16 protein-coding genes are annotated in these 24,290 nt (G+C 60.8%); 3 read left to right on the forward strand and 13 right to left on the reverse strand.

Going from position 1 to position 24,290, the window contains the following annotated elements:
* Window positions 1–11: 11 nt before the first annotated feature.
* From lnt to Q0U90_RS05835, 4 genes are all read right to left on the reverse strand, one after another.
* The gene (gene lnt / locus Q0U90_RS05820; RefSeq protein ID WP_297452507.1) at window positions 12–1,700 is read right to left on the reverse strand and encodes an apolipoprotein N-acyltransferase; all 1,689 of its coding nucleotides are present in this window, start codon (window positions 1,698–1,700) and stop codon (window positions 12–14) included.
* A gap of 57 nt (window positions 1,701–1,757) precedes the next feature.
* The gene (locus tag Q0U90_RS05825) at window positions 1,758–2,378 is read right to left on the reverse strand and encodes an FxsA family protein (protein ID WP_297452508.1); all 621 of its coding nucleotides are present in this window, start codon (window positions 2,376–2,378) and stop codon (window positions 1,758–1,760) included.
* 132 nt (window positions 2,379–2,510) lie between these two features.
* Entirely contained in the window at window positions 2,511–6,161 is a 3,651-nt protein-coding gene (gene cobN / locus Q0U90_RS05830) for a cobaltochelatase subunit CobN (protein ID WP_297452524.1), read from the reverse strand.
* A gap of 171 nt (window positions 6,162–6,332) precedes the next feature.
* Window positions 6,333–7,874 carry a lipase family protein gene (locus Q0U90_RS05835; protein ID WP_297452509.1) on the reverse strand — a complete coding sequence of 514 codons (1,542 nt, stop codon included), beginning with the start codon at window positions 7,872–7,874 and terminating at the stop codon, window positions 6,333–6,335.
* A gap of 263 nt (window positions 7,875–8,137) precedes the next feature.
* On the opposite strand from Q0U90_RS05835, the gene cobG reads away from it, so the two are divergent.
* From cobG to cobJ, 3 genes are read left to right on the forward strand one after another with little or no spacing between them, the layout of a single operon-like run.
* Window positions 8,138–9,313, forward strand: a complete 1,176-nt coding sequence (gene cobG, locus Q0U90_RS05840) for a precorrin-3B synthase (protein ID WP_297452510.1) — start codon at window positions 8,138–8,140, stop codon at window positions 9,311–9,313.
* An 11-nt stretch (window positions 9,314–9,324) separates the two neighbouring features.
* Window positions 9,325–9,975 carry a precorrin-8X methylmutase gene (locus tag Q0U90_RS05845; protein ID WP_297452511.1) on the forward strand — a complete coding sequence of 217 codons (651 nt, stop codon included), beginning with the start codon at window positions 9,325–9,327 and terminating at the stop codon, window positions 9,973–9,975.
* A gap of 3 nt (window positions 9,976–9,978) precedes the next feature.
* Window positions 9,979–11,592, forward strand: coding sequence for a precorrin-3B C(17)-methyltransferase (cobJ, locus tag Q0U90_RS05850; protein WP_297452512.1), 1,614 nt, complete (start codon window positions 9,979–9,981; stop codon window positions 11,590–11,592).
* A 3-nt stretch (window positions 11,593–11,595) separates the two neighbouring features.
* Here the strand turns inward: cobJ and Q0U90_RS05855 are convergent, their stop codons facing one another.
* From Q0U90_RS05855 to tatC, 9 genes are all read right to left on the reverse strand, one after another.
* A complete protein-coding gene (locus tag Q0U90_RS05855; RefSeq protein WP_297452513.1) occupies window positions 11,596–12,336 on the reverse strand; it encodes a cobalt-precorrin-6A reductase in 741 nt (246 codons plus the stop codon).
* The gene (cobM, locus tag Q0U90_RS05860) at window positions 12,324–13,097 is read right to left on the reverse strand and encodes a precorrin-4 C(11)-methyltransferase (protein ID WP_297452514.1); all 774 of its coding nucleotides are present in this window, start codon (window positions 13,095–13,097) and stop codon (window positions 12,324–12,326) included. The genes Q0U90_RS05855 and cobM overlap by 13 nt, the downstream gene beginning before the upstream one ends.
* A gap of 39 nt (window positions 13,098–13,136) precedes the next feature.
* Window positions 13,137–14,369, reverse strand: a complete 1,233-nt coding sequence (gene cbiT, locus Q0U90_RS05865; protein WP_297452515.1) for a precorrin-6Y C5,15-methyltransferase (decarboxylating) subunit CbiT — start codon at window positions 14,367–14,369, stop codon at window positions 13,137–13,139.
* Complete coding sequence (locus Q0U90_RS05870; protein ID WP_297452516.1) at window positions 14,366–15,130, reverse strand: SDR family NAD(P)-dependent oxidoreductase; 765 nt, start codon at window positions 15,128–15,130, stop codon at window positions 14,366–14,368. The genes cbiT and Q0U90_RS05870 overlap by 4 nt, the downstream gene beginning before the upstream one ends.
* A 31-nt stretch (window positions 15,131–15,161) precedes the next feature.
* Complete coding sequence (locus tag Q0U90_RS05875) at window positions 15,162–16,277, reverse strand: Xaa-Pro peptidase family protein (RefSeq protein WP_297452517.1); 1,116 nt, start codon at window positions 16,275–16,277, stop codon at window positions 15,162–15,164.
* 89 nt (window positions 16,278–16,366) lie between these two features.
* Window positions 16,367–18,172: a GMC family oxidoreductase gene (locus Q0U90_RS05880; RefSeq protein ID WP_297452518.1), complete on the reverse strand. Its 1,806-nt coding sequence runs from the start codon at window positions 18,170–18,172 to the stop codon at window positions 16,367–16,369.
* Between the two features lie 19 nt (window positions 18,173–18,191).
* Window positions 18,192–19,928: an AMP-binding protein gene (locus Q0U90_RS05885; protein ID WP_297452519.1), complete on the reverse strand. Its 1,737-nt coding sequence runs from the start codon at window positions 19,926–19,928 to the stop codon at window positions 18,192–18,194.
* A 222-nt stretch (window positions 19,929–20,150) separates the two neighbouring features.
* Window positions 20,151–22,937 (reverse strand): DEAD/DEAH box helicase, encoded by a 2,787-nt coding sequence (locus Q0U90_RS05890; protein WP_297452520.1) that lies wholly within the window; start codon window positions 22,935–22,937, stop codon window positions 20,151–20,153.
* Window positions 22,938–22,961: 24 nt separating this feature from the next.
* Window positions 22,962–24,188, reverse strand: a complete 1,227-nt coding sequence (gene tatC / locus Q0U90_RS05895) for a twin-arginine translocase subunit TatC (protein WP_297452521.1) — start codon at window positions 24,186–24,188, stop codon at window positions 22,962–22,964.
* Between the last annotated feature and the right edge of the window lie 102 nt (window positions 24,189–24,290).

A 24,290-nucleotide genomic window follows, 5' to 3' on the forward strand; every position in this document is an offset into this window, starting at 1 on the left:
CGTGATTCTCCTTAGTGCATGTTCTGCTCAGTATCGCGGCCATCAACTTCATCTGCGTCTGCCCCGGTATCTCCACCGCGGCGGCGCAGGACGGCACCGACCACACAAAGAATACCGAATACAGTCAGTAGAACCTCAATCCACGTCCCGAAGCGTGCGGCGAAAGTCAGGTGGGAATACTGGGGCAAGGTCTCGGTGAGCACTTTCTGCTCGAAGATTTTGCTCTGCTTTACGACGTCTCCGTGTGCATCCACAATTGCGCTCACACCGCTGGTTGCGGCGACGGCTGTGGCGCGCTGGAATTCCATGGCCCGCATGCGGCTCATGGCCAGCTGTTGGTAGGTCATGTCGGTGAAACCGAAGGTGGCGTTATTCGTGGGCGTGGCCAGCATGGTTGCGCCATTGTTGACCGCGTTGCGGAATGCGCCATCGAAAACCACTTCGTAGCAGGTGGCCAGGCCGAGGTTGACCTGCTTTAAGCCATCGTTGCCAGGAGTTGTGACCACGGCATTGCCATCGCCGGGAGTCATGTCGCCGGCGTGATCGACCATGTCGGAGAAGTGACGCAGCAGTTCGCGGAAAGGCATGGTCTCGCCGAAGGGTTGGAGGTAGATTTTCTCGTGTTGCTCGCCGGGGCCGGTCCTCGGGTCCCAAACCACCATGGTGTTCTGCACACCATCGGTGTAGGTAAAGGTGCCGACCACGATGGGAGCGCCAATATTCATCGCGGCATTTTCAATAATGCGTGCCGCTTCCCCATCCGTAAACGGGCTGACATCGGAGGAGTTCTCAGGCCAGATAACGATGTCCGGCTGCGGTTCTTCACCTTTGTGGACACGTCGTGCCAGTTCATTGGTGGCATCGGCGTGGTTTTGCAGCACTGCGCGACGCTGGGCATTGAACTCCAATCCGAGACGCGGAACGTTGCCCTGGATAACTGCGACGCGGGTGTTGCTGTCTGCCGTGGGCTCAGGCAGCGGTTGGGTCCAGGCAGGAAGAGCCCAGCCAATGAACAGCGCTCCGACCAAAAGCGCAGCCGAGGTCGCGTAGGTGCGCAGCGCAAGGGCGACCAGTCCTGCGCCGACACAGGTGGCGAGGAAAGTGACCAATGCAGTGCTGCCGATTGTCACCGCTGGAGCCAGCGGACCGTCGACCTGCCCCCAGGCCACGCGGAGCCAGGGAAAGCCGCCGAAAGGCCAGCGAGCGAGCAGCGCCTCCCCTGCCACGAGCGCAGCGGCCATGCCAGGGAGCTTCAGCACGAGGGGGAAACTGGATTGCGCAATGAGCCACATCGCAACCGCCGCCGGAATGGTGAGAAGGCCCAGCACAATCGAGAGCGCCACGTAGGGGCCGATGCCGACGAAGGAGCCAATCCACGGCAGCGAGAAAAGCGCTGTCGCTGTTGCCCAGGAGAAGCCCACCACTACGCTGGACTTCCAATCGGCTGCGCACAGGAAGGCCGCAATGAGCAGGGAGAGGCCGAGCCAGGCCGACCACCACCAGCACATGGGGGCATAGCTGAGAAACTGCAATCCACCAGCAAGGATTGCAATGAAGGAGAGAATCAGGCGCTGCTTTAGGGGCGTAAGCGCGCGAAAGCGCGCCTGCCAGCGATACGAATCTTTCGGAGCGTCTTGCTGAGCGTCTTTCTGAGCGACGTCCCCGTGCTCGCTGGAGCGCGCTTGGCGGTTAGTGTGCACTTGGGTAGGAGAACTCTCTGTGTTCGCGAGTTTTTGAGTTAGCGCTTGCTGCTCGAGTTAGCGCTTGTCGCTGCCGTCCTGGTCATCATCCCAGGCATTGTCCGGCGCCGGCGGCACAATCTTGTCTTCTGGGAAGCTCTTGCCATCGGAGCCCGGGAAACCACTGGAGAATCCAGGAAAACCCGAAAAACCGCCAGCACCAGCTCCTGCGCCTTTAGCACCTGGAGCCATGCCGTACTGAGAGACCACCATCATGCTGCGGTCACTGAAGTTGCGGAGACCGTTGAGCAGCGCCACCGACCCGGTCTTACGAATCAGCCAGCGCACCGGCGGCAGAACCATCAGGAAACCAATAATCGTGGTTACGACACCCGGCAGAGCAATCAGCCAAGAACCAACCAACAGAATTGCCGAGTCCGCGACAAAGTGCCCCGCGCCCTTTGCCGAGCGCTTGATTGCCTCCTCCGGATGCTTCTGGCCGTACTCCGTGAGAGTACGGGAAGTATCCAGCAGCAACTTCTGGTAGATGCGCTTGAACTCGATGGCGGCGAAGACCAACCCCACAATGAACAGGCCCAAAACCAACAGGATGGTCCAGCCGTAGCCAATCCATTCACCGAGTGCGATGAAGGCCGCAATCTCAGCGATGAGGTAAATAATTGTGAACCACTTGCTCATAGTTTCCAGTGTAACCGCCACTAGGGTGAGCAAGTCGTTACCGCTGTCGGCCGGTTTTCATGTCGTTTTCGAGCCAGTTCTTAGAGACTGTCTAGAAGACGGCTAGCGATTCCCGCAGCCCATATTGACTCTCTACCGGTCAGCGCGCTCCTCCAAGTCGCCCTCAGTATCCAGGTAGGTCTGGCGCAGCAGATCCATTCGTTCCTGGTCGGGGTTCTCCCACATTCCGCGCTCGGCGGCCTCCATCAGGCGCTCGGAAATGTCGTGCAGAGCCCACGGATTAGACTGTTCGAAGAATTCACGGTTTTCCGGGTTCGCAACGTACTCGTCGGTAAGCGTTTCGTACATCCAGTCATCCATGACCTGTGCCGTGGCGTCGTAACCGAAGAGGTAATCGACGGTCGCGGCCATTTCAAAGGCGCCTTTGTAACCGTGATTACGCATGGCCTGCATCCAGCGCGGGTTGACCACGCGGGCACGGAAGACACGTCGAGTTTCCTCGTGCAGGGTGCGGGTGCGTACGGCGTCGGGACGCGTCGAATCGCCTACATACGCCTCTGGAGCGGAACCCGTCAGCGCGCGAACAGTGGCAATCATGCCGCCGTGGAACTGGAAGTAGTCATCGGAGTCGGCGATGTCGTGCTCTCGGGTATCGGCATTCTTCGCAGCGACCTGGATACGGCGGTAGGCCGTCTTCATATCGTCCGCAGCCTCTTCCCCATCGACGCCACGACCATAGGCGTAGCCACCCCAGGTCGTGTAAACCTTCGCCAGGTCCGCATCATCGCGCCAGGAACCGGAATCGATCAGCTGCAGCAGACCCGCTCCATAGGTGCCCGGCTTGGAACCGAAGATACGGCGCGGACGCTCCTGCTGGTCAGCCTTCGCATGGGCCCGCACGTAGTTATCGTCGTCGGATTCATCAAGCTTGACGACGAGCTGAAACGCGTCATCCAAAAGGTCAATAACATGCGGAAACGCATCACGGAAGAAGCCGGAAATGCGGACGGTCACGTCAATGCGCGGGCGGCCCAATTCCTCGAGCGGAATCGGCTCAAGGCCGACAATGCGACGGGATGCGTCATCCCACACCGGATGCACACCAATCAGCGCGAGCACCTCGGCGATGTCATCGCCCGAGGTACGCATTGCGGACGTGCCCCATACCGACAGGCCAACCGACTTGGGGTACTCGCCGTGGTCGGCGCGGTAGCGCTCAATCAGACCATCGGCGAGGTTGACACCGGTTTCCCAAGCTAGGCGGGACGGCACAGCCTTGGGGTCGACCGAGTAGAAGTTGCGGGCAGTCGGCAGCACGTTGACCAGGCCGCGCAGTGGCGAGCCGGAGGGGCCAGCCGGAACGAATTCGCCATTGAGGGCCGAGAGAATACGCGGGATCTCTTCGCTGGTGGCGGCCAGGCGCGGCAGGATTTCGTCGCGGGTGAACTGCAGCAGCTCGACGACTTGATCCAGACCATTAGGTGCCGCGATATCGGCGAACTCTTCGGAGCCGAGGACACTGGCAGCAATCTGCGCCGCCGGCTGGTCAGGATTCTTCACCACAGCAGTCACCAGCGCTGTGGCCAGCGCGTCGATGGAGTCCACAGCGTGGCGCTCGTCCGTGCCATCCTCAGCCAGGCCGAGAGCCTCGCGCAGGCCCGGCAGGGTCTGCTTGCCGCCCCACAGCTGTCGGGCGCGCAGCATGGTGGTCACGGTGCCAATCAGGGATTCGTCTTCCGGCGCCTGGCTGAGTACGTGGAGGCCACCGCGGATGGCGACGTCCTTAATCTCACAGAGCCAGCCGTCGACATGCATGAGCATGTCATCGAAGACTTCCTCGTCCGGGCGCTCGTCCCAGCCGAGGTCGCGGTCCATCTTCGCTGCGGTCAGCAGCGTCCAAATCTCTTGACGGATAGCCGGCAGCTTGGCCGGGTCCATGGCGGAGATGTTCTGGTGCTCGTCGAGAAGCTGTTCCAGGCGGGTGATGTCGCCGTATGACTCGGCGCGGGCCATCGGCGGAATGAGGTGATCGACGAGTGTGGCGTGAGCGCGGCGCTTGGCCTGTGTGCCCTCGCCCGGGTCGTTGACCAGGAAGGGGTAAATCATCGGCAGCTCGCCGATAGCTGCATCCGGGCCACAGGAGGCGGAAAGGCCGACGGTTTTACCCGGCAGCCACTCCAGGTTGCCGTGCTTGCCCATGTGGACCACCGCGTCGGCACCGAAACCGCCCTCGGCCTGAGGCAGCGACAGGAAGCGGTAGCAGGCCAGGTAGTGGTGTGTCGGCGGCAGATCCGGGTCGTGGTAAATACCCACCGGGTTATCACCGAAACCGCGCGGTGGCTGAACCATGACCACGACATTGCCAAAGGTCAGGCCCGCAATGTAGATGTCCTGGGTATCCGGGTGAACATACAGGGTGCCCGGCGCGGCACCCCACTTGTCCTGCATATCGGCGCGAAGTTCTTCCGGCAAGGTAGCGAAGAATTTCTCGTAGGTCGCGGCGGGTAGGCGAAGCTCGGCTGCCTCCATGACCTCTTCGGTCAGCCAGTCCGGGTCCTGGCCGCCGGCATCGATGATGGCGTGCATGAACGCATCTGGTTCATCGGCGCCATCGTCGGCGGTGGCATATCCGGGGATTGTGGTGGTGTCGCCGAGGTTGTATCCGGCGTCGGCAAGCGCGTGCAGCACCTTCAAGGTCGATGCTGGTGTATCCAGACCGACGGCGTTGCCGATGCGGGCGTGCTTGGTCGGGTATGCAGACAGCATGACGGCGACGCGCTTGTCGGCGTTGTCGATGTGGCGAAGGGCGGCGTAGCGGGTAGCGATGCCGGCGAGGCGGTCGCAGCGCTCAAGGTCTGGGACGTAGGAAATGAGCTCGTCGGAGTCAATTTCCTTAAACGAGAACGCGACCGAGATGATGCGGCCGTCGAATTCAGGGACGGCGACCTGTGTTGCGACATCCAGGGGCGACAGCCCCTCGTCGTTATCCTCCCACGCTGCCTTGGAAGAGGTCAGGGCCAACCCCTGGATGATGGGGATGTTGAGGTCTGCGAGTGCGGCGACATCCCAGCCATCGTCGTCCTGACCGGCCTGCGCGAGTGCCGGGCGGTTACCGCCAGCGGCGAGAACCGTGGTGATCAGCGCGTCGCAGGAGGCCATCTCTGCCAGTAGCTCATCGCTGGCGGTGCGCAGGGACGCGGCGAAGATAGGCTTGGCGACGTAGCCGCGAGCCTCGACCGCATCAGCGAGCGCCTCAATGTAGTGCGTATTTCCAGCTAGGTGTTGCGCGCGGTAGTAAATAATGCCGACGGTGCCGCGGGAATCTGCTTTGGACACCTTGGAGTCGCGCTCCAGGAAACCCCATGCCGGCATGCGTGCGGGCTCCTCAAAGCCGAGTCCGGTCAGCAGCAGTGTGTCCGACAGGAAGTTGTGCAGCTGTGCGAGGTTCTTCGCGCCACCTTCAGCCAAGTAGATGTGTGTTTGCGTGGCGACATTCGCCGGGACCGTCGAGTACTCAGTGAGTTCAGCATCCGGTGCCTGCTCACCTGAGACGAGGACAGTGGGAATGCCGGAGTTCACAAAGTAGTCGACGCCGGATTCCCAGGCGCGGCGGCCGCCGAGAAGTCGGATGATGACGGCGTCGGCGCCGTCGGCAAGCGTGGGCAAATCATCGTCGAGCAGACGCGCCGGGTTTGCCCAGCGGTAGGACACCTCCGGGTTGGCCTGAGCGGCCGCGCGGGCGGACAGAAGGTCGGTATCCGAGGTCGACAACAGCAGAATCACGGTGTAGTCATTCACTTCCTGGGGAGCGACGCGTCCCCGGTCGGCGGGAGCCTGCCTCTAGCCCATGACGAGGTCTGACTGTGACAGTGGCGCGACCGTGCGGATTTTCACCGAGCTTCTCGTCAAAAGCATGGCAGTGGATTTCTCCATCACTCTACTGCAGCGCTCCCGTTAGAGTCCCAGCGGCTGCGGTGCCGGCTGCTCTGGGAAATGCGCCCAGAGGTAGTTGGTGGCCCGGTCAAGCTCCGCGAGCAGAGGAACGACATGGTTTAGGCCAGTCTTCGGGATCAGCGGGGGCGTGAGGTTTTCGACGTATTCCAGGTCAGTAAAGCCGAGCTCCAGCCAAGCATCACGCAGTTTGCGAACTTGGTTAATAGGAATGATGTCATCGTGCTCACCCGAGTACAGAAGTACCGGAGCATTCGGTACGAAGTTGCCGACGCGCTGTCGAGCGAGCTCCTTTTGCAGCGGCTCGTAGCGCTGAATCAGCTCGCTGAGAGACTCTCCGCTAGTCGTGTACTGATCGGTGGTTTCGAAACCGTGGTGGAGGGCCAGCCCACCCGCGCAGTAGCTACCAACTGTATTCAGGAGCTTCTTGCCCTCAGCATTCATTTCTTCATCCATCACACGGCGCAGTTCCGGATCCTTGTCCAGAACAGAGTTGATTGCCAGCGTGATGGCGGCAGTTAGTGTGGTGCCGTCAATCTGGTCGAGAACATTGGCGAGGTCTGAGGGAGGACCACCCGCGGCAGTGGCAGCGACGTTGAGCTCTGGGGCGTAGATGCCAACGCGCTCAGCGGCAGCAGCGGCTGCAGAACCTCCCTGGGAGTAGCCATAGATGCCAACTGGAGCCTTTTCCTCTACGCCGAGCTCATGGGAAGCAGATACGGCATCGAGCAGCGACTGTGCCGAGGCGATGTTATCGACATAGTCCTGGTTGCCCTGTGCATTGCGATGGTGGTCAATCATCACCACAGTTGCACCCCGCAGCAGGTTGGCCACGAGCGGCATCGTCTCGTATGGCGCAATGACATCGACTGGGGCAAACTCGACCTTTAGTCCGGTCTGCTCGGAGATCGATGGGTCGCACTTTTCTGCCCCGCCCTGGGTTCCCGGAGCAATTGCCACGACCGGACGCGGACCGCTGCCCTGCCACTTCGTCTTCGGAGTCACCACGATAGCGGTGTCCACACTGGGATTGCCGAGAGAATCCGTGGAGTTGTAGTGAATGCGCTTGGCGTCGACATTCCAGAGTTCGTGGTTCACCATCATCCGGGCATCTTCACTTCGGACCAGTGTGCCGGCCTGTGCGCTGCGTGGTGGATTCAGCGGCAGCGAATTCAGCGGAGAGGCCGCCGCGACGCGGGCCTGCTCTGGGGTGAGCTGCCTGACCGGTCCTGCACCACCCGGTTGCGTGCCGTTGTTATCGGTACCGAGCAGCCTATCGACGTTCGGGTTTGGTACGCGTCCATAACCCGGCAACTCTCGGTCCCAGCTTGACGACGGGCCGAGCTCCGGCTGTCCTGCTACATCCAGTGGCTGTGCATGCAGGGGCGCAGCCAGTCCGATGGTCATGAGCCCTGCTAGTGCTACCCCGATTCCCCTTCGGGCTGCACGACGGTTCCGTCGTAAAGCAGAGTGTGCTTGCATGGCGGTGCGGCCGGTGCCGTCGACGTTGCTGATTGCGAGAGCTTCAGCGGTGTTCCGAGTCATGTAGTCTCCTTAAAACCAAATCACTGTCCCCAGTGGAAGCGTCTGTAAAACCCACAAGAGATTTGCTATCGGAAAGTATAATGTCTTGAATAGTTATAGAAGTGTTTTTGCCTAGAGTTTTCCTGGAGTGCCCCTATGTGGAACCGCGAGGGGATACAGATTTAACCTCACTGTAAAGCTGCTGAATCAGAATAGATTGTCCTGTTTGCGGAGCTTTGCTCGGTGCTCATTTTCATATTTCTTATTTGCGTATTCTTGGAAGTATGACTGCATCTGATCAAGGAGCTCGCACTCGTCAAGACGGCTGCCCTGGTAGCCGCAAGGTTCATATCGCAGCTGATGGCGCAATCGGGCGCCTGCGCTTCCCCGGAGGCTTCCTCCCCGCGCCGGGCTTTGCCGTACTCGCTGATTTGGCCGAGAACTTCGGCGACGGCGATATTCACTTCACCTCGCGTGGCAATGTTCAGATTCGTGGCATCACCAACACCGGTGCGTTCGCCGATGCCGCAGAAGAGGAAAAGCTGGTTCCCTCCACCAGCCACGACCGCGTGCGCAATATTCTCCAGTCGCCGCTGTCAGGTCGCGTCGGTGGCAAGGCCGATGTCCGCGAGCTTGTGCAGGAGTTCGACGCGGCGCTTATCGCGGAGCCGTCGCTTGCAACACTGCCCGGTCGCACGCTCATGGCTTTCGACGACGGCCGTGGCGATGTCCTCGGTGAGCGCCCCGACTTCGGCGTTGTTGCCCATGACGAGGACATCTTCGAACTCATCATTGGCGGCGTGACCTCCGGGCTTGTCATCTCGCGTGACGACGTCGTGGAGACCCTCATCACCACAGCGAAGGTGTGGAACGACAGCCGTGGCTCGGCCTGGCGTATCGCGGAAGCAGATGCGGCCCGGCGCGTTGCCGATGCCGTAGTCGAGGAATTGGGCGAGCGTATCCGCCGCCAGGAGCCGACCCCGGCTGAGAATTTCGATGCCACCGCAGGTCTATCACGACAGATTGGTTGGATTGACCAGCCGGACGGCTTGGTTAGTTTGGCTGCTGGCCTGCGCTTTGGCATCCTGCCGGCGCGTCTGGCACGCGCTATTTCGCACACGCAGGTTCCCGTGCACATAACGCCGTGGTACTCGCTGATTCTCCACGATTTGGAGGAGGAAGTTGCCGAGCAGGTCGTCAAGGTACTGGCGCCGAATGGCCTAATCTTCGACCGGAATTCCACCTGGCTGCGCGTCAGCGCCTGCACTGGTCGCCCCGGCTGTGAGAAGTCGCTGGCTGATACCCGGGGCGATGCCGCGCACGCAATTGCCGATGACCGCCTGCCCGAGGGCCGCGTGCACTTCTCCGGTTGTGAGCGCCGCTGTGGCAAACCCAAGGGTGGCTACTTCGACTACCTCGCTACCGGGGACGGAGAATACGAAGTCACTGCTGTGGACTAGGCTTTAAGCCTATGAAGCGCTTTGAGTACAACACCGACGGTGCGGATATTTATCGCAACTCATTTGCCATCATCCGCGAGGAAAGCGACCTTTCCCGCTTCGATACAGATGAGGAAACCGTCGCCGTCCGAATGATTCACGCAGCAGGTCAGACCGACCTGGCCAAGGACATTGTCTTTTCCCCGGGAGCTGTACGTGCAGCCCGCCGGGCTCTCGAGGATGGCGCTCCCATCTTCACCGATGTGAACATGATTGCCTCGGGTATTACCCGAAAGCGCCTGCCCACTGACAACGAGGTCATTTGCCTGCTGCGTGATGAGCGCGTCCCTGAGCTGGCCCAGCAGCTCGGCACCACTCGCACTGCTGCTGCCGTGGAGTTGTGGAAACCACGCCTGGAGGGCGCGGTCGTCGCCATTGGCAACGCGCCCACGGCTCTCTTCCACCTGCTCAACCGCATTAATGAGGGCTCCTTCCCCATGCCGGCTGCCATTTTGGCTATGCCGGTCGGTTTCGTCGGTGCCGCGGAATCCAAGCAGGCGACCATCGACTCGGGTGCGGAAAACCCGGAGCTGAAGTACATCACCGTCACTGGCCGTCGTGGCGGCTCGGCCATCACCTGTGCTGCCCTCAATGCCATCGCCACCGCAAAGGAGATTCTCTAAACCATGTCCGGCTCTTACAGCGCTCAGCCTGGTCATCTCTACGGTGTCGGACTCGGCCCCGGCGACGCAGGTCTCATTACACTCCGCGGTGCCGAGCTTATCCGCACCGCCGATGTCATCGCCTACCACGCCGGAACTCACGGGCGTTCCACCGCTCGCGCAATCGCCGCTGAACTGATTGACGCGCGTGACGACGCCGCCGTGGAAGAACAACTGCAATACCCGGTGACCACCGGACGCCCGGCTGACTACCGCGAGCAGCTGGCTGGTTTCTATGCAGAGGCCACCTCCCGTCTGCACGAGCATTTGGCCGCCGGACGCAGCGTTGCGGTGCTCTCGCTCGGTGACCCGATGCTCTATAGCTCGTACCAGCACCTGCACCATGCCCTCAGCGAGGACTTCCCTACCGAAATCGTCCCAGGTGTAGCCAGTATTACTGCGGCTGCAGCGGAGATTGGGCAGCCGCTCGGTGAAGCCACCGAAATCGTCAGCGTGGTCCCCGCCACCGCTGATTCCGAGCGCATCGCTGCGGTTCTGGACGCGTCGGACTGCGTCGTCATTATGAAGCTGGGCAAGAACGTTGAGAAGGTCCGCGCAGCCCTGCAGGCCGCAGACATGCTCGAGCGTGCTTATGTCGTCGAGCGAGCCACCATGGATGAGCACACCAGCTACCCGCTGGCCGATGCCGACCCGGAGAAGGTCCCCTACTTCGCAGTAGCTGTTGTACCTTCCGCTGTCTACGGCACCGAGCGCAGTGTTTCTGGCGCATCTGGTGTGTCTGGGGATTCCGCGGTGACCTGTGCAGCTGCCGACGTGGCAACCGAGCCGGCTTCTCCATCCGTCGGTGAAGTTGTCGTTGTCGGCCTGGGCCCGGGTGCTGAGCGCTGGACCACCCCAGAAGTCACTGAGGAACTGGCGCATGCCACGGACTTGGTCGGCTACTCCACCTACATCAACCGAGTCCCCGAGCGCGCCGGGCAGCGCCGCCACCTCTCGGATAACCGTGTAGAGGCAGAACGAGCCACCATGGCGCTGGATATCGCGAAGCGCGGTGGCCGGGTCGCTGTGGTCAGTTCTGGCGATCCGGGTGTCTTCGCTATGGCGGCGGCAGTGTTGGAAGTCGCTGACGACGATATGTGGCGAGACATTCCCGTGCGAGTCGTCCCGGGCATGACTGCTGCTCAGGCTGTCGCAAGTCGTGTGGGCGCTCCGCTTGGCCATGACTTTGCGATGCTCAGCCTCTCCGACAGGTTGAAGCCCTGGGATGTCGTCGTTAAGCGAGTGCGTGCCGTAGCTGGTGCGGACATGGCGTTTGCCGTCTACAACCCAGCGTCCAAGTCACGGAGGTGGCAGATCCGAGAGCTGCGTGCCTTGGCCTTGGAATACCGCGAGCCGACGACGCCGGTGATTGTGGCGCGGGCAGTGGGCTCGGAGCAGGAAAACGTCACCGTGACCACGTTGGCGGAGTTCGATCCGGATGTCGTCGATATGCGAACCATGGTGATTATCGGGTCGTCATCAACAAAGGCATACCGTGCCGGAAAAACCACCCGTGTCTACACCGCACGCCACTACGGTGAGGGCGGCACGAGCGGAACCGGCGAGTTGCTGCGTTAGCCGCTATGCCCGGCGAATGACGGCGTTGTACGCCTCATCCACCGTCGTGGCGATGGTGGCGATATCCGCGCCGGGCAGCTGCGGGCGCTGCACGATGACGACTGGTTTCTTAAGGTCGCGGGCTGCTTCAATTTTGGCGTAGGTAGCAGCGCCACCGGAGTTCTTGGTCACCACGCAGTCCACGGCATAGTCCCGCATGAGCTTGCGCTCCGCAGCGACATCATAGGGGCCACGGCTGAGAATAATCTTTCGATTCTTCGGCAGCGGCGGTGCGGGCTTTTCCACACAGCGGATGAGGTAGCGGCCGTTGGAGTCGTCGGCAAATGGAGCCAGCTGCTGGCGGCCAATAGTGAGAAACGGACTGTAGAAACGGTCGGCAACAACGTCTGCGGCCTCCTGCATGGAGGAAACCTCAATCCAGTTGTCGCCGGGCTGCTTCTCCCACGCCGGACGATGCAGCGCTACGAGCGGAATGCCGGTGGCGCGAGCGGCCTCCGCGGCAGATTCACTGATCCGCTCCGCATACGGGTGTGTGGCATCGATGATGACCTCAGTGGCATCAGAGATGAGCCATCGCGCGAGCCCCGCCGGACCGCCAAAACCACCGATGCGGACACCACCGACTGGCAGCTTGGGGTTAGCTACACGACCGGCCAGCGAAGAGGTGACAAACCAGCCCTCATCCACCAGGCGCTTGGCCAAGGCGCGGGCTTCCGCGGTGCCACCCAGAATTAGTGCACGCATGGAATGGTCCGTCCGTGTTCATCGCGCGGGCGATCATCGCTGTAGAGGAAGCTGTCTGGAAACGCCTCGGCGGTAAGTACCTTGCCGACAATGATGACAGCCGTACGGGTCACGCCTGCATCCTTGACCTGCTGCGCAATATCAGACAGCGTGCCGCGGAGAATAACCTGCTCCGGGCGGGAAGCGAAGGCCACCACTGCTACCGGTCCGTGCTCACCGTAATGCGGGGTGAGCTCCTCAACCACTCGGTCAATATCGTGGGCGGCCAAGTGAATGCACAGAGTCGCGCCAGTGCGGCCGAAGTTCTCCAGGGTTTCGCCCTCCGGCATCTTGGAAGCTCGCCCGGAGATGCGGGTCAGCACCACCGATTGACCAACAGTTGGCACCGTAAGCTCGTGCCCGAGCGCCGCCGCAGCAGCGGAAAAAGCCGGTACACCCGGAACGATTTCATAGTCAATGCCGAGCTCGCTGAGGCGACGCACCTGCTCTGCCAGTGCCGACCAGACCGATGGGTCGCCGGACTGCAGGCGTGCGACGTCCTTGCCAGCCGCGTGTGCCGCCTGGATGGTCTCTACGATGGTATCCAGCGGCATACGTGCGGTATTGATAATCTCTGCGCCCTCGGGGCAGTTCTCCAACACCTCAGGCGGGACAATCGATCCCGCGTAAACGCATACTGGGCAGGAACGAATAAGCCGGTCCGCGCGCAGCGTCAACAAATCTGCTGCGCCCGGGCCCGCACCGATGAAATACACAGTCATTGTGAGTTACAGAGTCCTCGATATTTTTAAACAGAGAAATTATGTCAATGGTAGCGCAGGCTCTACTGGCTTCACCGCCGCCCACTGCACCACCGGCAACGCCGGCCGCCACGCAGTGAAACTGCCGACAGAGCCTGCCCGCTCCACGGAAAGCCTAGTGACATCCCCGCCGTAGTCACGGCGCGCTTGCCACAGTAGAACTTCCGACTCCAGCGTCACAGTGTTCGCGACGATGGTGCCACCCGGAGCAAGGCGCTGCCAGCAGGTCTCGATCATGTGGTCTGCAGTGAGACCGCCGCCGATGAAAATAGCATCTGGGCGAAGATTGGAGTCGTCCAAAACTTTTGGTGCCGCACCGTGGTGGACAGTCACATTTCCCGACAGAGCCGCCACATTCTTAGCAATCCGCTCTGCACGAACAGCATCGCGCTCGAAAATTTCCGCGTGTCCGCCGTGCCGAGCCCACTCAATGCCAATCGAACCGGTGCCACCGCCGACATCCCAGAGCAGTGCTCCCGGTCGCGGATCTAACGCCGCCACTGTCATCTGGCGAATCGGCGCCTTCGTCAGCTGGCCGTCCGAGTCAAAGTCGCCGTCGCGCAGCCAGCCGCGCGCGCTTCCCGACGGCTCCACCGCCAGCACCGTGAGGTTGCCAGCTGGAACCGGAGGGTTTGTCACCGTGCCTTCGGCCACAGTTTGCGGCAGCCCAGTTGCCTCCGAGCCACCGAGATTGGTCAGCGCGGTGAGCTTGGTGTCTGGGCGGTCAGCCAAGACCGTAGCGACCTCTTTCACCGAGTCCGCGTTACGGCACAGCACGAGGAAGGGCCGCATCGAATCTGCTACCGGTACCACACGTGCGGCACCAGCAATCCCCGGCTCCCCGGTCACCAGCGAAACCACCGGTGTGTCATGCAAAGGCCAGCCGAGATAGGCACAGGCCAATGAGGCCGACGACGGCGCTGGAATAACGTCCACGGCACCGCGACCCAGCTCGCGAACAAGCGATACACCTACACCGTGGAACATGGGATCGCCACTGGCGAGGATGACATCGCCTGCGGGGTCGATGTCTGCCAGAGTGGCCTGCCAATCCTTCCAGAAGCCACAGGGCCAAGGAGAAAGCTCGGCATCCAGGCCGACGTCGTCGAGCAAAAGGAGCTGACGGGGAGAACCGATGATGCGGCGAGCCGACGACAACGCCTCGACGGCGCGGACCGATAGACCAACGTACCCGTCACAGCCGATGCCGACGACGCGAAGTTTCGGGCTCATCGGGGCATCTTCCGCCAAATCCAACGAGGAGTCAGATGCGTGGCGCGGGCGAGCAACCCCAGTTTGCGTGGCACCCAAACGTACGGTTTGCGGCCATCGAAGGCGGTGACGGCGGCCTCAGCGACCTCGGCGGGGCGTGAAGACATCGGAGCCGGCTTCATGCCTTCGGTCATGCGGCCGATGACGAAGCCCGGCCGGACAATCGTCAGCTGAATATTGCTGCCGTGCAGACGGTCCTGCATGCCCTGGAGGAAACCGTCGAGACCGGCCTTCGCCGAACCGTAGACGTAGTTGGCACGGCGCACGCGGGCACCCGCGATAGAGGAAAAGGCCATGATGCGGCCCGCGACCTTATCTCGCACTGGCAGAATACCGGCGGCGATGTCGGACTCTATGCGCGCGACAATCTCGGTGAGAATCGAGGCTTGCGCCGTGAAGTCGGTATGGATGACTGCCGCAGCAGCCTCGCCGGACTCCTCGCATTCTTGCTGATCGCCGAGGATGCCGAACGCGACGATCACCGTATCGATGGGACCGTGCTGCCAGGCGTGCTCAACGAACTGGCGGTGTGCGGCGATGTCATCGGCATCAAAGTGGATGCGATGGACCGCGACAGCGCCGGCGTCGATGAGTCGGCCGGCAATGCCGTCGAGTGCCTCAGTGCGGCGCGCGGCAAGCGTGAACGTGTTGTGATTGGCCAGCCGCGCGGCAACTTCCCCGCCGATTTCGCTGGTGGCACCAAGAACGAGTACGTGACCCATGCGCTAGAAAAACCTTTCCTCTAAGACTCGATTAGACGCTAATCAAATCGTGCGGTCCATTGTTGACCGATTCGCCACCGTCTTCGGTGACGATGATGATGTCTTCCAGTCGCATACCGAATTCACCTGGTAGGTACACGCCCGGCTCCACCGAAAACGCCATGCCTGGCTCGAGTTCAAGCTCATTGCCGGCCATGATGAACGGTTCTTCATGCGTGGATAGACCAATGCCATGACCAGTGCGGTGGATGAAGTACTCTCCGTAGCCTGCATCGGTGAGGCTGTTGCGCGCAATCGCATCGATTTCGGCAGCCGTCACACCAGGGCGCACCGCCGCCACAGCAGTTTCCTGAGCCTTTTTCAGAGCCGCCCACGCCGCAGTTTCCTTCTCCCCAGGCTTGCCGACGACATAGGTGCGCGTGCAATCGGAGTGGTAGCCAAGCGGCAAGGTGCCTCCGATATCGATGACCACCACGTCGCCGTCCTCGATGACGCGGTCGGAGAAATCGTGGTGCGGATTTGCACCATTTTCAGCCGAGCCGACAATCACGAAGTCAATGGCGACGTGGCCCTCCTCCAGGATGGCAGCCGAAATCTCATTCGCGACCTCACGCTCGGTGCGACCCGCGCGCAGCATGCCCGGCACGCGAGCGTGAACGCGGTCAATGGCGGCACCGGCCTCGTGCAGCTGATCAATTTCAGCGGCGTCCTTGCGCATGAAGAGTTCCTTCAGAAGGTCACCGGCCAACACAGTTTTGGCCCCGGTGAGATCCTGGATGGGAATCAGGTGGTCAGCGGTCAACGATGCCCCAATGGCGAGAGTGCCTACATGGCCGACTAGGTCGGCGACAATGCGGTGCGGATCCTGGCCGTCCTCCCACAACACCACATCGGCGTTGAGATCATTGATGGCACACAGCGGCAGGTCACCGCGCTCCACAGCGGGCAGTACCAGTGTGGTCGTGCCGGATGCGGTGACCACCAGCGCGGTGAGGCGCTCATGCGAAGTGACCGCAGACCCAATGAGATACTGCAGGTCAGCGCCGGTTCCAAAGACTGCAGCGTCTGCATCGCGGGTGCGGAGTAGCTCCGCGGTGCGATTCAGACGCTGCTGATAGATGTCAAAGCTAAAGATACCGTTGCTCATAGTTGCCAACTGTACCCGTCACCTTGTGCTCGGGGCCGGTTGAGTGGTCTCAGCGTTGGGGACCACATCTCCGATGCCCCTCCCCCGAGTTACTTGTTGGCTTTCGGGTTCTTCATCTTTGGAATACCAAGCGAGGTCGATCCGACTGCGTAAGCGGCCGGGGCCCCCGGTGGCACGACTGGATTGTGTGGAGCGACAGGCTCGACAACGCGGTAGTCCTCACCTTGAGCTGGGCGTGAATCTGCCTCACCCTTGTTTGGCCACATCGAGCATGCGCGCTCGGCCAGGGCCAGAATCGAAAGTGCCGGGTTGACACCCGGGTTGGCTGCCAGCGCCGAACCGTCGTGAACCGACAAGCTCGGGTAGCCCCACACGCGCTGATACGGGTCAATCACGCCGTCATTAGGGCTTTCACTGATAACCGCTCCGCCGATGAAATGAGCCGTGGTCGGCTTATTCAGCAACTCACTGATAGAGCCACCGGCAATGGCGCGCCCGCCCTTGCCCTCGGACATCTTCTCAGCAGCAAGATCTGTTGACTTATTGCCGGACGGAATCCACTTCGGATTCGGCAGGCCGGTCCCCTGCTTCGATGCCAGCCAGCGCAGCGGGCCGATCTTGCGCTTGAAGGTGGTCAGCGAGTTATCCAAGTCCTGCATGACCAGGAGTATAACGGTGCGCTGCGACCATCCTTTTAGCTCGTAGAGGCGCTTTGCCTCGCCGGGATGCGTGACAATCTTCCACAGAGCCTGCCAAAACCGCGGAACCTTCGAGCTACCGTCGGTCTGCACCATCTGGAGCAGTGCCATTGCATTGGAGCCCTTGCCGTAGCGAACTGGCTCAATATGGGTGTCGTCCTCGGGGAAGAACGAGGAGGTGATGGCAACACCTTCGGAGTAGTCGTTGTCGGGATCGACAGAACGTGTCGACGCACCCAGAATTGCCTCGGAGTTGGTACGAGTGAGATGTCCGACCTTCTCACTCAACTTAGGCAGAGTGCCGTCCATCCGAGCATTGTGCAGGAGATTCTGCGTGCCCCACGCTCCAGCGGAGAAAATAACGTGCTCAGCCCGAATCATCTTGCCCTTTACCAATGCACCAATTGCAGATGCGTCGGTAGGGCGAGTGTGGACAAGCCAGGAACCGTCAGATGCCTGCTCCACGCCAATGGCAGTTGTCATCGGGTGGATCTTCGCACTAGCCTTCTCCGCCAGGTACAAGTAGTTTTTGACCAGGGTGTTCTTGGAATTGTGGCGGCAGCCAGTCATGCACTCGCCGCATTCCGTACAAGGCACACGCGAAGGCCCGACACCGCCGAAGAACGGGTCCGCCACCGGTTCCGGCTTCCCTTTCGGCGCAGGCGAATCCGCCTCGCGGTCACCGAAGAACACGCCCACTGGGGTTCGGCGGAACGTGTCCTCGCGCCCCATCCTTTCCGCAATATGCTTGACGACGCGGTCCGAGGGCGTAATCGTCGGGTTGATAGAGACACCCATCATGCGCTGGGCCTGGTCGTAGAAGGTATCCAGCTCAGCCTTCCAGTCGGTAATCCCCTGCCACTGCGGATGCTGGAAGTAGGCGTTACCTGGTCGGTACAAAGTACAGGCGTAGTTCAGGGAGCCACCGCCAACACCGGCACCGGCCAGCACGAGAACGTCGTTAAGCGGATGAATGCGCTGAATTCCGTACATACCCAGCTTCGGTGCCCACAGGTACCGCTTGAGGTCCCAGTTAGAGTCTGGGAAGTCCGAGTCGGAAAAACGACGACCTGCCTCTAGCACATCGACGCGGTAGCCCTTCTCCGTCAAGCGCAGCGCGGAGACCGCGCCACCGAAACCGGAACCGATGACGACGACGTCGGTGCGTTCACTGTTTTTGCTTTTAGGCTTAAACATCAGACTCGCTCGCTGCTTCTTACTTCTTGCCGTCGATTCCTGCCAGCGGGTTCTCGCCCGGGCCCGACCTGTCGAACTCGGACGGATGCGGAAGCTTGTTGCGGACAACCTTGCCGGCATCGTTCCATGGCAGCTCGTCGACGAAAATGACGCGGTCTGGAACATTGTGCGCGGCTAGCTTCTCCAGCACGTAGTCCTTCACGGCCTGCTCGGTGAGGGCTTCGCCCTCGGAATCGTTGGTGCGAACGACCCACGCATCGACATCAGCGATGACCTTTCCGTTCTGCTCACCGCGCACATGAACCTGGTCAACGCCAGGAATGCGGGCGATGGCGTCCTCGGCCTCACGTGGGTAGACATTTTCGCCACCGCGGATGACCATGTCGTCGGCGCGGCCGTAGACGAAGAGGTAGCCGTCTTCATCCATGTATGCGAGGTCGCCGGTGGATAGCAGGTTCTTGCGGACTTCTGCCTTATCCTTTGCGCTCAGGTAGCCCAGGAAGGTCAACGAGCAGGCAGAGTGCAACAGGCCGGACTCATTCGGCTTAGCTTCGGTGCCGTCCTCGTGCAGGATTTTGACGTAGGTGCCCAGGGTCGGGCGACCGACGGTACCCGGACGCTCACGGAGATCCTGCGGGGTGGCGATGGAAATCTGGTTGTTTTCGGAGGTGCCGTAGAAGTTGTACATGACCTCGCCGAAGTTCTCGGTCACGCGCTCATAGACGTACTGCGGGAGAATGTTGCCGGCCGCAACAACAAAGCGCAGGTTCGGCAGACGAGCGCCGTCGCGCTTTTCAAACTCATCGACGAAACTCTTGAGGAACACACCGGAGGAGACAATGCCATCAACGTTGTACTTCAGTGCATCGTCTACTGCTTGTACCGGATCGTAGATGCGGCGGGCGATGATGGTGGAACGGGTACCAAGTGCAATGTTGACATTGATTAGACCCCAGCCGTGGAACATCGAAGCCGTCAGCTGCACAGTGGTAAACGGACGCCACGGGATTCGCTCAACGATGCCACCAAGGATTCGCGGTGTCTTGGGAGTGCGTACCTGCACGCCCTTCGGCAGGCCAGTCGTACCGGAGGACATCACAACCATTGGCTGAGGGCGAGCCTTCTCCGGCATGTCAATCTCGACGTCCTCGTCGATAAGCTGCTGCATCGTCTCGTAGCCGTCGGCTTCGCCGTAGCTAATGACGGTGACAATGCCCTCTGGAATGTCGAACTTGCCGGCAAACTCGTCGTCCATAACCAGCGCGTTGGCACCGTACTCGGAAAGCATGGCGGAGACCTGCTCGCCTGACGACGACGGGTTGATGATCATCATGCGTGCGCCCAGGTAGCCGCAAGCGATGAATGGGTAGATGATGCCTCGGCCGTTACGGGCCATGATGGCAATGGTGTCCTCGGGGCCGATGCCTCGCTTGTGCAGTCCCTTGGCGAATGCCCAGACATCATCGCGCAGCTGCTTGTAGGTACGCTCACCGAGGTCATCGACAAGAGCTAGCGAATCCGGGGTGCGGATGCAGTTCATCTCGACCGTCATGGCCTGGGACATGCCCCAGCGGCTGATGCAGCGGAAAATTGGGCGGGTTTCGCCGGAGGGCTTGTCCGGGTAGATGCCGGACTGCTGCAACGGACGGAAGGTTTTGAGGAAATGACGGACATCGTCGTGGAAGGGCAGGGCGATCAGCCTGTTCTTCCGAGCGTCTGGGCGGTCATTTGAGGTAAACGGCAGTGAGAAAGGCATGGAATGCTCCGGCAGATTGAGGGTGAGGAAGTGTCGGCAATCTGTAATACCGACGAATTTGTCGGTGATGGTTGTAGTAGCAGGGCAACTGTGTAGTTCGTAACACAATTAACGGTTAACCTTACTCAAGCCAATCGGTGAATGTGTGTCACTTCGTCATCTTTTAAGTTCTTTCGCCGTTGATTGTACGGTCGCTGTTTACCTATAGACGCTGACTGAACACTAATTATTCAGCGCCACTACTCCCCTGCGGATTGCCTGGATAGCCTCCTCTGCCTTGTCGCGAATGTCCGTGGAGTAACCGGTCTTCTTAATCTGCTGCAGCAGATCAATGACCTGACGGCACCAGCGGACAAAGTCACCTGGGGTCAGCTCCGCTCCACTTTCGGCCGCGGCCTGCAGGCAGTACCCCAGCGGTGCGCCAGCAGTCCACTGATGGATTGCGGTGGCAAAAGCCATATCCGGCAAGTTCGTTACCGGTAGGCGATAGCGGCGCTCATCTTCCGACAGTTCCTCCCAGATGCGGTAGGTATTCCCCAGTGCCTTGGCCAGTGGCTCGGTCGGCACCTCGTCACTGCCCTGGCTGGCCTTGCGGTTTTCAAAGACCAAACTCGACACCGCACCGGCGAGCTCCGCAGGGTCTAGGTTATCCCAGATGCCACGCCGCAGACACGTGGCCACCAGCAGATCCGACCCATTGTGAATCTGCGCCAACCGCAGGCCTTCCTCGGTAATCGTCGGCTCCGCACCCTCCGGCCATTCCACGTAGTCCATCTGGGCCAGCAACTGCAGCATTCGGTCGAACGTGCGCGCCAACGTATCCGAGGCGGAATCGACGCGCTTTTGCAGCTTGGCCACATGCGCCTCGGCCTGCCGCAGAGTATCGGCGTGACGAGCCATCGTCTCCACCGCCGGATCGCCATGCAGCGGGTGCTCTCGTAATTCCTGCCGCAGCTTCCTCACCGCCGGCGAGTTGCCGCCAGTGCGACGCTTCAGCCGCTTTGGTCCCTTCAGTCCCTTGCGGCCAATCTCTGCGCGCACAATCCCGAGCGCACGTCGCGGATGCCGGTCCGCATCCCGCGGCAGCTTAATCGAGCCGACTGTCTGCGGTGCTGCTGGGAAGATATGCGGCTCCACACGTCCCACAAATCCGCCGACGCTGATGACACCCGGACGAGGATTCGACTTCGAATGGTCCTCCCGGTACACCACCGCCAGCTGCACCTTTTTCCCCTTCGGCAGCGGAATCACTTCGCCTCGACGGAGTCTGCGCAGCGCGGTCACCGTTTCCGTGTGACGGTCTTCAATATTGCGGCGCTTGGCGTTCTTCTCCTCCTGAGTCAGTTTCGCGCGCAGATCCAGGTATTCGAGCATCTGGGTCAGGCGCTCGTCGTCACGCGAACTGCCCTCCCCGCTTGACGACGACGCTTCAGCCTCCGACCCTTCAGCGTGCGCATCGGCTCCCCTGCCGAGCAGTTCCGCACGCAGGGCCGCGGCTTCTTGCTTGGCCTTGGACAGTTCGGCGGCGATTCCGACGATGTCGCCATCCGCCTGGAACTGAGCGAATGAGCGCTCCATGACTCGCTTCGACCCCTCGTAACCGAGCGTTTGCAGGAGGTTGACACTCATGTTGTAGCTCGGTGCGAAGGTGGAAATCAGCGGATACGTGCGCGTGGATGCCAGTCCTGCGACAGCCTTCGGATCCATTGCCGGTGCCCACTGCACCACGGCATTGCCGACGGTGTCGATACCTCGGCGGCCAGCGCGACCGGTCATCTGCGTGTACTGACCCGGCGTGAGGTCCACGTGGGCTTCGCCGTTGTACTTGACCAGCTTTTCCAGCACGACCGTGCGGGCAGGCATGTTGATGCCCAGCGCGAGTGTCTCGGTGGCGAAGACGACCTTGACCAGGCCTTCGTTAAAAAGTTCTTCAACGATGTGTCGGAACGCAGGCAGCATGCCCGCGTGGTGTGCCGCGAAACCGCGAATGAGAATGCGGCGCCAGCGCAGGAAGCCGAGAACCTGCAGGTCCTCCTTCGGAATGTGCGCAACACCATCATCGATGATCTTGGCGATGCGGTCCTGCTCATACCGGTCAGTGAGTTCTACGCGCGTAGCACCGACCTGTGCCAGCGCGCCTTCACAGCCTGCGCGGGAGAAGATGAACACAATCGCGGGCAGCATGTTCATGGAACCGAGCATGCGAATGACATCGCCGCGCTTCGGCGGGCGGAACTTACGCTGCCCCTTGTCGCCCCAGCTGTACGAGCGGCCACCGCCCTTGTGCTTTTTGTACTGGTAACGCTCCTTCGAACCGGCATCGCCATAGCCGAACTCGGCGCGACGGCATGCCTCCAGCAGGTCCTTATTGACCTTGTCCGACTTCGCCTCGAAAAGCGGATAGAGCCGGTTTCCCACCAGCATGTGCTGATGCAGCGGAACCGGGCGCAGATCCGTGACAATAACGTCCGTGTGCCCGCGCACCGCGGAGAGCCAGCGGCCGAATTCTTCGGAGTTGGACACCGTCGCGGACAAACCGATGACGGCCACGGACTGGTCGAGGTTCAAAATAACCTCTTCCCAGACAGCGCCGCGCTCGCGGTCTGCGAGGTAGTGAATCTCGTCCATCACCACATGCGTGAGTTTCTTCAGCGTCGGCGAGTTCGCGTAGATCATGTTACGCAGCACCTCGGTGGTCATCACCACGATGTCTGCGTCGCCATTAATTGAGGTATCGCCAGTGAGCAGGCCCACGCGGTCCTCGCCGTAGTCCTCGACCAGGTCGTGGTACTTCTGGTTGCTCAACGCCTTAATGGGCGTGGTGTAAAAGCACTTACCACCGCGGTCGAGCGCTGCATAAATAGCGAATTCGCCAACAATAGTCTTGCCCGCACCGGTGGGTGCACAGACGACAACGCCCCGCCCTGCCTCAATTGATTGGCAGGCGCGGAGCTGAAAGTCGTCAAGATCGAAATCCTGTTGGCTAACGAAATCGCCGAGAAGAGTCATGCCTCTAGAGTGTCATAAACCACGCTAGAGAACATCATCAAAGTCACTCGTCGGACGATTTCGCAAGTCCTGCGTCGGCATCGGGGTCTCCGGAATCATTCCGTGTGGCCGCGGTGGACGCGAATTGCGAGTCGGGCGCATCTGGGATGCCTGCGTCGGCGTCGGCGGGTTCACTGGCGTCGGGCCAGAAATCGGGGAGGTCGTCGGAGCTGCTGATGCCGTCGGCATTCCACCCGGCTGAATCGACGTCGGCGTGCTTACTGAAGTCGGGGCGTCGATGCCACCCACGTCGCCGATACCGCCAGCAGAGCCAATTGGACCGGAAGCCGTAATCGGTCCGGAGCCTTGCTCGTCATCGACGTCCAACCACTCCGGTCGCTCATTTGCTTTACGACGGTCATTGAGACGACAAATCTGGATTGCGACTTCCACCAGCAATGTCAACGCCGTCGCCATTGCGACCATCGACACCGGATCCTGACCTGGCGTCATAAAAGCCGCAAAGATAAACAGCGACATGATGATAATGCTGCGTTTGTCCTTGATGCCCTCGTAGGTAATGACGCCCGCCATGTTCAACATCACTACGAAGAGCGGAACTTCGAAGCTGACTCCGAAAACCAGAATTAGTGCGAGGACGAAACCGAAGTATTGCGAACCGGTGAGTGCAGAAATCTGCGTTTCTTCACCAATCTGAAGCAAGAACTCCAAACCGAAGGCGACAACGAAGTAAGCGAGGACCGAACCCATGACAAACAGCAGTGCTGCGGCAGTCACAACTCGGCGGGTGGTGCGGCGTTCCTTCCGAACCAAGCCAGGGGTGATGTAGGCCCAAATCTGGTAGAGCCACCATGGCGACGACATCACCAGACCGGCCAACGCGCCGACCTTTAGTCGCAGCATGAACATTTCGAACGGACTGGTCGCCAGCAGACGACACTCCGCACCTTCGCCGCCGCCGAGACGCATCTCGGGTGGAAGCTGACAGTACGGATCCTTGAGCAGTTCACCCAGGGACTTAAAGTGCAGCGGACCGACATCGGTCGAGGTAAACGGTATGCGGAACTGGCCAATTGTAAAGGCGGTCTGGTACCAGATGAAGCCCAAAACAGTACCGATGGCAATACCCGCTAGCGAGAGAACGAGGCGATGTCGAAGCTCTTGAATGTGCTCGACAATAGTCATCACGCCCTCGGGATTGCGCTTACGTTGGCGCTTCCGAGGACGTGATGTGGATGTAGCTGAAGTCACGCTTCAACCGGCCTTCTACTACTGCTGCGGCTGGCCAGGGTTGTTCTGGCCAGGCTGCGGCTGGTACGGCTGCTGGTACTGCTGCTGCGGCTGAGCCTGGGG

Origin of the sequence: uncultured Corynebacterium sp. (genome assembly GCF_946998835.1) — a bacterium.
In the GTDB taxonomy this organism is placed as follows: domain Bacteria; phylum Actinomycetota; class Actinomycetes; order Mycobacteriales; family Mycobacteriaceae; genus Corynebacterium.

Bases quoted from the DNA above. Each gene is read 5' to 3' on its own strand.
- Q0U90_RS05870 (WP_297452516.1), bottom strand. From the start codon at position 15,130: ATGGGTCACGTACTCGTTCTTGGTGCCACCAGCGAAATCGGCGGGGAA.
- Q0U90_RS05885 (WP_297452519.1), bottom strand. From the start codon at position 19,928: ATGCCTTTCTCACTGCCGTTTACCTCAAATGACCGCCCAGACGCTCGG.
- Q0U90_RS05835 (WP_297452509.1), bottom strand. From the start codon at position 7,874: ATGACTCGGAACACCGCTGAAGCTCTCGCAATCAGCAACGTCGACGGC.
- cobJ (WP_297452512.1), top strand. From the start codon at position 9,979: ATGTCCGGCTCTTACAGCGCTCAGCCTGGTCATCTCTACGGTGTCGGA.
- cobM (WP_297452514.1), bottom strand. From the start codon at position 13,097: ATGACTGTGTATTTCATCGGTGCGGGCCCGGGCGCAGCAGATTTGTTG.
- cbiT (WP_297452515.1), bottom strand. From the start codon at position 14,369: ATGAGCCCGAAACTTCGCGTCGTCGGCATCGGCTGTGACGGGTACGTT.
- Q0U90_RS05825 (WP_297452508.1), bottom strand. From the start codon at position 2,378: ATGAGCAAGTGGTTCACAATTATTTACCTCATCGCTGAGATTGCGGCC.
- Q0U90_RS05875 (WP_297452517.1), bottom strand. From the start codon at position 16,277: ATGAGCAACGGTATCTTTAGCTTTGACATCTATCAGCAGCGTCTGAAT.
- Q0U90_RS05855 (WP_297452513.1), bottom strand. From the start codon at position 12,336: ATGCGTGCACTAATTCTGGGTGGCACCGCGGAAGCCCGCGCCTTGGCC.
- Q0U90_RS05845 (WP_297452511.1), top strand. From the start codon at position 9,325: ATGAAGCGCTTTGAGTACAACACCGACGGTGCGGATATTTATCGCAAC.
- Q0U90_RS05890 (WP_297452520.1), bottom strand. From the start codon at position 22,937: ATGACTCTTCTCGGCGATTTCGTTAGCCAACAGGATTTCGATCTTGAC.
- Q0U90_RS05880 (WP_297452518.1), bottom strand. From the start codon at position 18,172: ATGTTTAAGCCTAAAAGCAAAAACAGTGAACGCACCGACGTCGTCGTC.
- cobG (WP_297452510.1), top strand. From the start codon at position 8,138: ATGACTGCATCTGATCAAGGAGCTCGCACTCGTCAAGACGGCTGCCCT.